The organism is Kitasatospora sp. NPDC101108 (assembly GCF_055584725.1).
Genome location: NZ_JBVJLM010000015.1, coordinates 144,686 through 155,603 on the forward strand (window position 1 = coordinate 144,686; position 10,918 = coordinate 155,603).

At 72.0% G+C, this 10,918-nt stretch carries 10 protein-coding genes; 4 read left to right on the forward strand and 6 right to left on the reverse strand.

The genetic code is table 11. The features are described 5' to 3' along the window. Positions 1-136: 136 nt before the first annotated feature. Positions 137-1,651: an MFS transporter gene (locus ACZ6Z8_RS28190; RefSeq protein WP_465612828.1), complete on the reverse strand. Its 1,515-nt coding sequence runs from the start codon at positions 1,649-1,651 to the stop codon at positions 137-139. An 87-nt stretch (positions 1,652-1,738) separates the two neighbouring features. Between ACZ6Z8_RS28190 and ACZ6Z8_RS28195 the strand changes: the two genes are divergently transcribed. After that, positions 1,739-2,185, forward strand: coding sequence for a MarR family winged helix-turn-helix transcriptional regulator (locus tag ACZ6Z8_RS28195; protein ID WP_465612829.1), 447 nt, complete (start codon positions 1,739-1,741; stop codon positions 2,183-2,185). A 141-nt stretch (positions 2,186-2,326) separates the two neighbouring features. Here ACZ6Z8_RS28195 and ACZ6Z8_RS28200 read toward each other — a convergent pair whose 3' ends face one another. The 5 genes from ACZ6Z8_RS28200 to ACZ6Z8_RS28220 all read right to left on the reverse strand — a co-directional run bounded on the left by ACZ6Z8_RS28200 (position 2,327) and on the right by ACZ6Z8_RS28220 (position 7,000). After that, the gene (locus ACZ6Z8_RS28200) at positions 2,327-3,274 is read right to left on the reverse strand and encodes a M56 family metallopeptidase (protein WP_465612830.1); all 948 of its coding nucleotides are present in this window, start codon (positions 3,272-3,274) and stop codon (positions 2,327-2,329) included. 215 nt (positions 3,275-3,489) lie between these two features. Further along, positions 3,490-4,059 carry a DUF5134 domain-containing protein gene (locus ACZ6Z8_RS28205; RefSeq protein WP_465612831.1) on the reverse strand — a complete coding sequence of 190 codons (570 nt, stop codon included), beginning with the start codon at positions 4,057-4,059 and terminating at the stop codon, positions 3,490-3,492. Between the two features lie 261 nt (positions 4,060-4,320). Further along, a complete protein-coding gene (locus tag ACZ6Z8_RS28210) occupies positions 4,321-5,079 on the reverse strand; it encodes an amino acid ABC transporter ATP-binding protein (protein WP_465612832.1) in 759 nt (252 codons plus the stop codon). Further along, positions 5,076-5,984, reverse strand: coding sequence for an amino acid ABC transporter permease (locus ACZ6Z8_RS28215; RefSeq protein ID WP_465612833.1), 909 nt, complete (start codon positions 5,982-5,984; stop codon positions 5,076-5,078). Before ACZ6Z8_RS28215 ends, ACZ6Z8_RS28210 begins: the two co-directional genes overlap by 4 nt. A gap of 113 nt (positions 5,985-6,097) precedes the next feature. Beyond that, the gene (locus tag ACZ6Z8_RS28220; RefSeq protein WP_465612834.1) at positions 6,098-7,000 is read right to left on the reverse strand and encodes an ABC transporter substrate-binding protein; all 903 of its coding nucleotides are present in this window, start codon (positions 6,998-7,000) and stop codon (positions 6,098-6,100) included. Positions 7,001-7,544: 544 nt separating this feature from the next. Here ACZ6Z8_RS28220 and ACZ6Z8_RS28225 point away from each other — a divergent pair. From ACZ6Z8_RS28225 to ACZ6Z8_RS28235, 3 genes are read left to right on the forward strand one after another with little or no spacing between them, the layout of a single operon-like run. Continuing rightward, entirely contained in the window at positions 7,545-8,945 is a 1,401-nt protein-coding gene (locus tag ACZ6Z8_RS28225) for a DUF6421 family protein (RefSeq protein ID WP_465612835.1), read from the forward strand. Further along, complete coding sequence (locus ACZ6Z8_RS28230; RefSeq protein WP_465612836.1) at positions 8,942-9,700, forward strand: SDR family NAD(P)-dependent oxidoreductase; 759 nt, start codon at positions 8,942-8,944, stop codon at positions 9,698-9,700. Before ACZ6Z8_RS28225 ends, ACZ6Z8_RS28230 begins: the two co-directional genes overlap by 4 nt. Beyond that, the gene (locus ACZ6Z8_RS28235) at positions 9,697-10,773 is read left to right on the forward strand and encodes a threonine aldolase family protein (RefSeq protein WP_465612848.1); all 1,077 of its coding nucleotides are present in this window, start codon (positions 9,697-9,699) and stop codon (positions 10,771-10,773) included. The genes ACZ6Z8_RS28230 and ACZ6Z8_RS28235 overlap by 4 nt, the downstream gene beginning before the upstream one ends. Positions 10,774-10,918 lie beyond the last annotated feature (145 nt).

The window sequence follows — 10,918 nt, forward strand, 5'->3', positions numbered from 1 at the left end:
CGCCGTGGAACCGTGCCCTTGGGGGCGCCGCCCGGGCGGCCCGTACAAAGACGGCCGGCTCCACCAACACGGGGGTTTGGTGGAGCCGGCACCGGTGCCCGGCGGTCAGGGTCGACCGTGGGCGGGAGCCAGTGGGTCAGCGCTCGGTGAGGACTTCGGTCCGGGCCACGGCCGGGCCGGCAGGCGGATAATCATAGTCCGGCACCGACACGGGAGTTGAATTCCGGTGCCGGTCCACCACGGCACCGACCGCGGCCACCAGAAGTCCGAGCAGCGCGACCGCGGTGACCAGGATCAGGGCCGGCCGGTAGCCGTCCAACTGGGCCCGGGCGCTGTCGCCGCCCGCGCTCCCGGCAGTGATCATCGCCGTCGCCCCGGCCAGCACCACGGCGGTGCCGACCTGGATCGCGGTGTTCACCAGCCCCGAGGCCAACCCCTGCTCCTCGTCGGTCACTCCGTCGGTGGCGGCGATGTTCACCGAGGGGAAGGCCAGGGCGAAGCCCACGCCGAGCAGCAGCATCGAGGGCAGCACCAGGACCGGGTAGGAGCTGTGCTCGTCCAGGCGCAGGAACAGGGCGAAGGCGCCGGCCAGGGCCAGCAGGCCGATCGGCAGCAGGCGGGCGGTGCCGAAGCGGTCCACGATCGGGCCCATGAACGGCGCGGAGAGCGCGATGAAGGCGCCGGCGGGCAGCAGCCCGAGGGCCATCTGCAGGGCCGACCAGCCGAGCAGGTGCTGGAGGTAGAGCGTGACGACGAACTGGAAGCCGCCGTACGCGCCGGTCATGGTGAAGGCGACGACGTTGGCCCGGGCCACCGAGCCGTTGCGGAAGATCCCGAGCCGGACCAGGGGGTGGGCGGTGCGGCTCTCGACCAGCAGGAACGCGGCGGCCAGCGCGGCGACCACCGCCAGTGAGCCGAGGGTGCGCAGGCTCAGCCAGCCCGCGCCCTGGGCCTCGGTCACGGTGAACACCAGCAGCAGGACGGTCGCGGTGCCGGTGATCGCGCCGAGCACGTCGTAGCCGCCCTTGGCGGGCGCCTCGACCGGGCGGGGGAGCAGGCGCACGGCGAGGACCAGGGCGAGCAGCGCGACCGGGACGGGCATCAGGAAGGTCCAGCGCCAGCCGACCGAGGTGAGCAGGCCGCTGAGCACCAGTCCGAGCGAGAAGCCGCTGGCACCGCAGGTGGTGTAGATCGACAGCGCCCGGTTGCGGGCGGGGCCCTCGGCGAAGGTCGTGGTGATGATCGACAGGCCGGCCGGGGCGGTGAAGGCGGCGCTCGCCCCCTTGAGGAAGCGGGCCGCAATCAGCAGGCCGCCGTCGTCGACCAGGCCGCCGACCAGCGAGGCGGCGGCGAAGGCGCTGAGGGCGACCAGGAAGACCCGGCGGCGGCCGAGCAGGTCGGCGGCGCGCCCGCCGAGCAGCAGCAGGCCGCCGTAGCCGAGCACGTAGCCGGAGACCACCCATTGCAGGGTGGACGTGGAGAGGTGCAGTTCGGAACCGATGGAGGGGAGGGCGACGCCCACCATCGAGACGTCCAGGGCGTCCAGGAACATGGCGGCGCAGAGCACGACGAGGGTGCCCCAGAGGCGGGGTGTCCAGTTCAGCCCGCTGGTTGACGGGGCGTCGGGTGACGTGACGGTCGCGGTGGTCATGGGGAGGACAGTACATGCACGTGCATTCAATGCAAATGAATTAGATGTGAACGCATAAATTTACGCTGCACGTGCTAGTCTGGCGGCGTGGCTGAACTCGACTCCCTCGAAGCCTCGGCGGAGGCCGGTCTCATCGCGGAATGGCGCGAGCTGCTCGCTCGTCATGCCGCGGCCGTCTGCGCGCTCGACCGTGAGCTCGGCGAGAAGTACGGGCTGGGCATGAGCGAGTTCGAGGTCCTGGAACGCCTCGTGGAGGGGTGCGAGGCCGAGGCTCGGCACGCCCTGCGGGCGAGCGAGCTGGCGTCCATCGTCCATCTGAGCCAGAGCGCGCTGTCCCGGTTGATCGCCCGCCTGGAGAAGGCCGGGCTGGTGACCCGGGCGATGTGTCCGAGCGACCGGCGGGGGATCATGATCGCCCTGACCGAGGCCGGGCGGGAGCGCTACGAGCAGGCCCGGCCGCTCCACCGCGAGGTGCTCGGGCAGACGCTCGGCGGGCGGTTCGCTCCGCTCTGCGGGGGTCCGGCGGCGCGCTGACTTCGCGCTGACTCACCTGCCGCGGTTCTTCGTCGATCGGTGACGCCGATGACCTGCGGCGTCCGTGACCCGCGCGTCGGTTACCGCGGCGTCCGTGATCGGCTCGTCGGTTACCGCGGCGTCCGTGATCGGCGGCGTTCGTCAGAGGAGCGAGTGGATTCCCGGGGCAACGGCCAGCAGGACGGCCCCGACGGGTGCGGCCACGGCGACGGCGGTGAGCCGCAGCCGCTGCGGGACGGACAGTCGGGGGCGGCCCGCGAGCAGCCGGTCCACCCGTTTCGGGGATTGTGCCAGGCCCGGCGGGCAGGAGCCGAACACCCCGCGGTCCAGGTTGAGTTCGGCCAGTGCGAGGGCGGTGGTGTGCCGGCCGTGCCGGCGGGCGGCCCGGTCGTCGGCCGCCAGCTCGACCAGCTCCGCCACCTGGTCCCGGAAGGCGCGGAACACGCCGATGCCGGGAAAGCCGGAGGCGAGCGCCTGGGCGAACTGCTGGAGCCAGTGGTGCCGGGCCCGGACGTGTCCGCGCTCGTGACTCAGTACGGCCGCCAACTCCCGGTCGGTGAGCTGCTGGAGGGCGCCGGTGGTGACCACCAGGCGGGAGTTCGGGCCGGGCAGTGACCAGGCCTCGGGTCGGACGTTCTCCAGTACCACCAACCGCTCCCGGCGGCTCCGGGCGGACTCGATCGCCTCGGGCAACTCCGGCGCGCGGGTCGCCAGTTGGGCGTGCCGACGGTTGCGCAGGGCCTTGGCCGTACGGACCTCGCGGGTGAGCGCGAGCACCGTCTGCAGCGCGCCTGCGGCGAGGACGGCGGCGCACAGCCGGCCCCAGCCCTCGGCGTCCTGGAGGCCGTAGGCGTCCTCCACGCCGTGCGGGGCGCCGGAGAACACCCAGGCGCGAAGTTCGGGCTCGGCGGCGGAGGCGGCGAGGACGAGGCCCAGGGCGCAGCACAGCAGGACGGCCACCACGATGCACTGCCACACCAGCAGCGCCAGCACCGGTTCGCGCTCCACCCAGCGGGCCCGGGCCAGCGCCCGGGGCACCACGGTGGAGAGCAGCAGGCCGAGCAGCAGCAGGCCGATCAGGGCAGTCATCGCATGGGCTCCCCGAGTACGCACGGAGCGCGACAACGCGCTCCCTGCCAACCTATGCGCTGGCGACGTCCGGTGGAACGGCTTTCGACGGGCCAGTGACCAACGCCACGCGCGGGAGCGGGCTTTGGCGGGGGCTCCAGCTCTGGCGCCGACGTGGGCGCCGACGTGGGCGGCGGCGTCGGCGGCGACGTGGGCGGCGGTTCGTACGGGGTGGATCACATGGTCAGGAGCATGGCGAACATGCCGATGCCCATCGTCAGCCGGCAGGCCCGGGGCAGGCCGGTGGTGCCGAGCACGAGGGTGCCGGACGGGGTGCGCAGCAGGCGGGCTCCGGCCCAGAGGGAGTAGCCGCCGAAGTAGAGCAGCAGGGTGCCGGTCAACAGGGGAGTGCCGAGCGCGGTGGCGTGGTGGTGTCCGCCGCCGGGGGAGGCGGTCATCGCGAGGGCCATGTACGTCATGGCGAGCGCGCCGACCGCGTGGTGCAGCCGGTGCGCCCGGCCGGCGGGGGCGTGCAGGGCGGCGAGCAGGAAGGCGGCGGCCGGGAGACCGAACAGGCAGGCCCAGACGGCGGCCGGGACGGTGGTGCCGGTGACGGCCATCGCCGCCATGCCGAGCCCCATCAGGGCTTCGGCGGCGTCGGATTCCCGGGCGAGTGACGGACGGCCGGGGCGGGCGCCCGGGGCGGCGGTGACGCAGGGGGCGTGCCGCAGGCGGGTCAGGCAGTAGGCGCCGGCGGTGGCGGTGAGGAGGGCGAGGAGCCAGTTGACCAGGGTGGGTCCGTGCAACGGCGGCCTCCCGGGGGTGGCGGGCGGCGAACGACGGGCAGCGAACAGCTGACGGAGAACAGATGACAGATTTCAGAGAACAGATTTCAGAGAACAGATGTTGAAATCTGTCATCCGTCAGCTGACAGTTGTCCGCCGTCGCCCGCTCCCCGCCGTCCCTCCGCCACGGCGACGATCGTCCCGTCCACGATCACCGCTGGGCCCCCGGCGCGGCCAGGGCGCGTGCAGGGGCGCACAGTGGTGACCACCGTGGTGCGGCGCTCAGCCCTGGAGCCGCCCCGACGCCACGACCCGGCTGAGGAACTGCCGGGTCCGCTCCTCCTGCGGGTCGCCGAACACCTGCTCCGGCGGCCCCTGTTCGAGCACCACCCCGCCGTCCAGGAAGCAGACCCGGTCGGCGACCTCGCGGGCGAAGCCCATCTCATGGGTGGAGAGGACCATCGTCATCCCCTGTTCCTTGAGGTCCCGCACGACCGCCAGCACCTCCCCGACCAGCACCGGGTCGAGCGCCGCCGTGATCTCGTCGAGCAGCAGCAGCCGGGGTCCGGCCGCCAGCGCCCGCACGATGGCGACGCGCTGCTGCTGCCCGCCGGAGAGCCGGTCCGGGTACTCCTTCGCCTTCGCCGCCAGCCCGAGCCGGTCCAACAGCTCCAGCGCCCTGGCCTCGGCCTCCGCCCGTCCGACGCCGTGCACCCGGCGCGGCGCGAGCGTGATGTTCTCCAGCACGGTCAGGTGCGGGAACAGGTTGTACGACTGGAACACCACCCCGATCCGGCGCCGCACCGCGTCCTCGTCCGCGCGGGGGTCGGTGATCTCCTCGCCGTCCAGGAAGATCGCCCCGTCGTCGATCCCCTCCAGCAGGTTGACGCACCGCATCAGGGTGGACTTCCCGGAGCCGGACGCCCCGATCAGCGCCGTCACCGAGTGCTCGGGCACGGCGAGGTCCACGTCGCGCAGCACCACCTGGCTGCCGAAGGTCTTGCGCACCGACTCCAGCCGGAGCACCTCGGTCCCGCTCACACCGCACCCCCCTGCAGCTGCCGACGGTTCATCCGCCCGGTCAGCCAGTCGGCGAACCGGGTCAGCGGAATGGTCAGCACGATGAACACCAGCCCCGCCACCAGGTACGGCGTGAAGTTGAAGGAGTGCGCCGCGATGATCTTCGCCGCGTACACCGCGTCGATCGCGCCGCCGATCGAGACGAGCCCGGTGTCCTTCTGCAGGCTCACCAGGTTGTTGATCAGCGGCGGCACCACCCGTCGGACCGCCTGCGGCAGCACCACGTACCGCATCGCCTGGGCGTTGGTCAGCCCCAGCGACCGCGCGGCCGCCCGCTGGCTCGGGTGCACCGACTCGATGCCCGAGCGGAACACCTCCGACACGTACGCCGAGTACGTCAGCACCAGCGCCGCGCCGCCGAGCAGCAGCGGATCGGTGGTCACCCCGGTGAGGCGCAGGGCCGGCACCCCGGTGATCATCACCAGCAGGCAGATGATCATCGGCAGCCCGAGGAAGAAGTCCACGTACGCGGTGGCCAGCAGCCGCCCCGGCAGGAACACCGGCCCGCGCAGCGTCCGCAGCACCGCGAGCAGCAGCCCGAGGACCAGGATCAGCACCCCGCAGCCGACCATCAGCTCCAGGTTGAGCCGCAGACCCCGCAACACCTCGGGCAGCGCCTGGCGGGCGTAGTCCAGGTTGAAGAAGGTTCGCCGGGTCACCTCCCAGCCGGGGGAGTTGACGACCAGCAGGTACAGCGCGACCGCCGTCAGCGCGGTCGAGGCGGTGGCGATCAGCGCCGAGCGGCGGGCGCGGGAGCGCCGGTACGCCTCGTGCGCCAGCCGCCGCTCGGACGGACGGTACCCGTCCTGCTCCACCCCGGCCGCGAAGGCCTCCGCCGCCCCTGCCGCGGTCGCCCTCCTCGCCAAGGTCGCCCTCCTCGCCCCCGTCAGCTCCTTCGGCTCCTTCGGCTCCTTCGGCTCCTTCGGCTCCGTCGGCTCCGTCGCGAGCTCGACCGGTCCGGCCGCGCCCGTCTCCCCGCTCACTTCAGCACCGGCGCCGAGACGGCGTCCGACAGCCACTGCTTCTCCAGCTTCGCCAGCGTCCCGTCCGCGCGCAGCGCGTCCACCGCTCCCGACACGCACGAGGTCAGCCGGGACCCCTTGTCCAGCACCAGCCCGAACTGCTCACCCTGCGAGGCCGATTCGAACTGCCCCACCACCTGGGCCTCCGGCACCTCGGCGCCGGTGATGTAGAAGGCCGTCGGCAGGTCGACCACCAGCGCCTCGACCTGACCGTTCTTCAGCGCGGCCTTCGCCAGGTCGTTGGAGTCGAACACGGCCGGCCGGCCGCTGGGCTTGATGGTGTTGGTGATGGTGTCCAGGCTCGTGCTGCCGATCTGCGCGCCCAGCTTGGCGTCCTTGAGGTCGGCGATGCTCTTCGCCCCCGCGGCCTTGGAGCCCTTCAGGGCGATCACGGCCTGGCGCACGGCGTAGTAGCCGGAGGAGAAGTCGACCGCCTGCTTGCGCTCGTCGCTGATGGACACCTGGTTGATGTCGAAGTCGAAGTCCTTGGCCCCCGGCGCGGTGGCCTTGCCGAACGGCGCGACCACCCAGCCGACCTTGTCCTTCGGGTACCCCAGCTTCTCCGCCACGGCGTACGCCACCGCCGACTCGAAGCCCTTGCCGTTCGCCGGGTCGTCCCCGGAGAACCACGGGTCGTACGCCGGCTTGTCGGTGCCGACGGTCAGCTTCCCGGCGGTCCGCGTGGTCAGTGCGCCCGGCGTGCAACTCGCCGCCGCACCGGCCGGACCGGAGGCGCCCGAGGCGCCCGCGGCGGCGGCCCCGTCGGACTTGGCGTCCTGCGGGGCGCATCCGGTGAGCGCGGCGGCGGCCACCACCAGTGCGGCGAGGGGCAGGACGGCGGACGGCTTGCGGAGGCTCATGGCAGGACTCCAGGGGAAGGACCGACGGGAAACAGGGAGGGGCCGGGCGGGCGGCGGCGGTACGGGCCGGGCGGGCCGCTTCCCGGCGGGTCACTTCCCCCGGTGGCGGCGCCGGAACACACGCGGCATGGTCGGCGTACGGGCCCGCCTCCGCGGCGCCCCGAGCGGATCAGCGGCAGCCGGTGGGCCGTGGCCGGGCCGAGGGCCGCGGCCGGGTCAACGACAGCGGCGACAGCGGCCGTGCGTGCGGCAGCGGCAACGACAACAGGCCTGCTGACGGGAGGGCACCCGGAACGGGCTGTCGTGGCGCTCGGCCACCGTGATCACCGCCGGGAACATGCGGGGTGGTTCGCATCACAACCGCGCATCTGTCCAGAGCATCCAGGACACCGTCCACATGCCGGACATCCGCTGCTTCGGCGCAGGTTTTGGTGCCGGAGCGGCAGCACGCCGGAGGTTTGTCGGTCCGGACCCCCTTGAACGGGAGAACCTTTCGTACTTATGGTGTCCTCGTTGAAATAACTCCTGTCGAAGTGAGTCCACGATGCAGAATCTTTCGCCAAGGCTCGCAGCGGCGGCCGACGCCCCGGTCTCGACCCTCGCCGTCCACCCGGCGTGGCTGCGCCTGAAGGAGGCCGTCGAGACGCTGCGCCCGCTGCAGTCCAAGGACGGCTCGATCGACCTGTCCGCCGTCCAGCGGCAGACCGTCGACCCGCTGGTCGCCACCGTCCGGGCCTCCGTCAAGGAGCTCGCTCCGCACTTCCCGCACGATGCCGCCTACCTGGCCGCCGTCGACGCGGACCTCGCCAAGTGGGCCGACACCGGTTACCGGGAGCCCGACTTCCTGGACTCGCTGCTCGCCTTCCAGCCCGCCGAGCAGCGCGAGGACGGCCTGGAGCACCTCGTCGTCTTCCCGATGTACACCCAGAACGGCAACCCGGACCGCAACCTGGAAGCCGTCCTGCTGCGCGTGGTGTGGCCCGAGTGGCTGGACGAGCTGGAGCGGACCCGCTTCGACAACCCGATGTTCGTGCCGATCACCTTCACGGACTTCACGGCCGGCTACGACACCAACTCCGCCGTCCTCTTCCCCGAGACGGTCGCAGTGCGCAAGGCGCCGGAACGTTTCACCTGGGGCGGCATCTTCTGCGACCGCGAGGCCGCCCGCTTCCGCGCCGTGTCCACCAGCGCCATCGAGCAGCTCGGCCTGCAGATCCCGGCCGACGCCGAGGGCCTGCTCAAGGACCAGCACCGCGCGCAGGAGACCTTCGTCCTGTGGGACCTGGTCCACGACCGCACCCACAGCCACGGCGACCTGCCGTTCGACCCCTTCATGATCAAGCAGCGCAGCCCGTTCTGGATGTACGGCCTGGAGGAGCTCCGCTGCGACCTCACCACCTTCAAGGAGGCGGTGAAGCTGGAGATCGAGGGTAACCCGCACGCCCGCGACGTCCAGTACGCGATCCTGTTCGACCGCCTGTTCCGCTTCCCGGTCACCGGCGACCGCGTCCGCAACTACGACGGCCTCGGCGGCCAGCTGCTCTTCGCCTACCTGCACAAGCACGACGCCCTGCGCTGGCGCGACAACCGCCTGACCATCGACTGGGAGCGCGCCCCGCAGGTCACCAACGAGCTCTGCGGCGAGATCGAGACCCTGTACCGCGACGGCATCGACCGGCCCAAGCCGGCCCACTGGATCGCCGCCTACGAGCTGGTCTCCCGCTACCTCACCCCGCACCCGGCCTCCACCTGGGCCAAGGGCCCCGAGGCCCTCCCGCTCGACATCACCGACGGCAAGGCCCTGAACAAGGCGCTGTGCGACGCCGTGCTCCCGGACGAGTTCCCGCTGAGCATGTTCTACGAGGCCCTGTCCAAGAAGCTCCGCGGCGTCATCGCCGCCACCGCCGGCATCACCGGCGCCGGTATCGAGGGAGTCGCCGCGTGACCACCACCACCTCCACCAAGCTGGCCGGCAAGGTCATCGCCGTCGCCGGCGCCAGCGGCCCGGCCGGGCAGGCCGTGCTGCGCCGCCTCACCGCCGAGGGCGCGACCGTGATCGGCGCCGACATCGACGCCCAGCGCCTTGATTCCGCCCTGGACGCCACCCGTGTCGCGGTGCGCGGAGCCAAGGTGAGCGGCCAGGTGATCGACCTGCTCGACCCGCAGGAGGTCCACGACTGGGCCGACCACCTGGAGGCCGAGCACGGCCACGTCGACGGCCTGTTCCACCTGGTCGGCGGCTGGCGCGGCAGCAAGACCTTCTTCGACACCCGCCTGGACGACTGGGACTTCCTGCACGACACCGTCGTGCGGACCCTCCAGCACACCTCGCTGGCCTTCCAGCCCGCGCTGGTCCGCAGCCAGGCCGGCCGCTACGCCATGGTCTCCGCCGCGGCCGCGCACAAGCCCACCGCCGGCGGCGCCGCCTACGCGGCCGCCAAGGCCGCCACCGAGGCCTGGACCCTCGCCATGGCCGACTCCTTCAAGAAGGAGACCACCTCCCCGGACGGCGAGCCCACTGCGGCGGCTGCGATCCTGGTCATCAAGGCGCTGGTCAGCCCCGAGATGCGGGCCGAGAAGCCGGAGGCGAAGTTCGCCGGCTTCACCGACACCGCCGACCTCGCCGGACACCTGGCGGACCTCTGGGACCGCCCCGCAGCAGAACTGAACGGACAGCACCTGTGGCTGACAGCCCGATGACCGACCTCACCCGTACGGACGCGGTACGGCGGCACGACCCCGCCGTCCGCGGCTTCGCCAGCGACAACTACGCCGGCGTGCACCCCGAGGTCCTCGCCGCGATCGCCCTGGCCAACGGAGGCCACCAGATCTCCTACGGCGAGGACGACTACACGGCGCACCTCCAGGACGTCTTCCGCCGCCACTTCGGCGACAAGGCCGAGGCCTACCCGGTGTTCAACGGCACCGGCGCCAACGTGGTCGCCCTCCAGGCGCTGCTGCCCCGCTGGGGCGCCGTGGTCTGCGCCGACACCGCCCACATCCACGTGGACGAGGGCGGCGCCCCGGAGAAGATGGGCGGCATCAAGCTGCACACCGTCCCCACCCCGGACGGCAAGCTCACCCCCGAGCTGCTCGACCGCCAGGCCTACGGCTTCGGCGACGAGCACCGCGCGCAGCCGCTCGCGGTCTCCATCACCCAGAGCACCGAACTCGGCACCCTCTACACGATCGAAGAGATCCGCGCGGTCGTCGACCACGCCCACCAGCTCGGCATGCTCGTCCACATGGACGGCTCCCGACTGGCGAACGCCGCCGCCTCGCTCGGCCAGCCGATGCGGGCCTTCACGACGGACCTCGGCGTCGACGTGCTGTCCTTCGGCGGCACGAAGAACGGCCTGCTGCTCGGCGAGGTCGTGGTGGTGCTCAACCCGGAGCGGGTGCGCAACATCAAGTACCTGCGCAAGACCTCGATGCAGCTCGCCTCGAAGATGCGCTTCGTCTCCGTCCAGTTCGAGGCCCTGCTCGCGGGCGACCTCTACCTGCGCAACGCCGGCCACGCCAATGCGATGGCCAGCCGGCTGGAGGCGGCGGTCCGGAAGATCGACGGCGTCGAGGTCGTCCGTCCGGTCCAGGCGAACGCGGTGTTCGCGATCCTCCCACGTGAGGTGAGCGAGCGGCTGCAGAAGCGCTACCGCTTCTACTTCTGGAACGAGCACACCGGTGAGGTGCGCTGGATGTGTTCGTACGACACCACGGAGGCGGACATCGACGCCTTCGCGGCAGCCATCGCGGAGGAGATGGGCCGCGTCTGACGACGCTCCTGACGACGCGCCGACCACGCGCGAACGGCGATCGCCTCCGCCCGGGACCCCGGGCGGAGGCGATTTGCATGTGGCGGGCCGGTGCCCGTACAGTTCCGGAGTCGCCGCGGGAGACCGGGGCGACAAAGCGGAAAGC

Bases quoted from the DNA above. Each gene is read 5' to 3' on its own strand.
- ACZ6Z8_RS28190 (WP_465612828.1), bottom strand. From the start codon at position 1,651: ATGACCACCGCGACCGTCACGTCACCCGACGCCCCGTCAACCAGCGGG.
- ACZ6Z8_RS28200 (WP_465612830.1), bottom strand. From the start codon at position 3,274: ATGACTGCCCTGATCGGCCTGCTGCTGCTCGGCCTGCTGCTCTCCACC.
- ACZ6Z8_RS28220 (WP_465612834.1), bottom strand. From the start codon at position 7,000: ATGAGCCTCCGCAAGCCGTCCGCCGTCCTGCCCCTCGCCGCACTGGTG.
- ACZ6Z8_RS28225 (WP_465612835.1), top strand. From the start codon at position 7,545: ATGCAGAATCTTTCGCCAAGGCTCGCAGCGGCGGCCGACGCCCCGGTC.
- ACZ6Z8_RS28235 (WP_465612848.1), top strand. From the start codon at position 9,697: ATGACCGACCTCACCCGTACGGACGCGGTACGGCGGCACGACCCCGCC.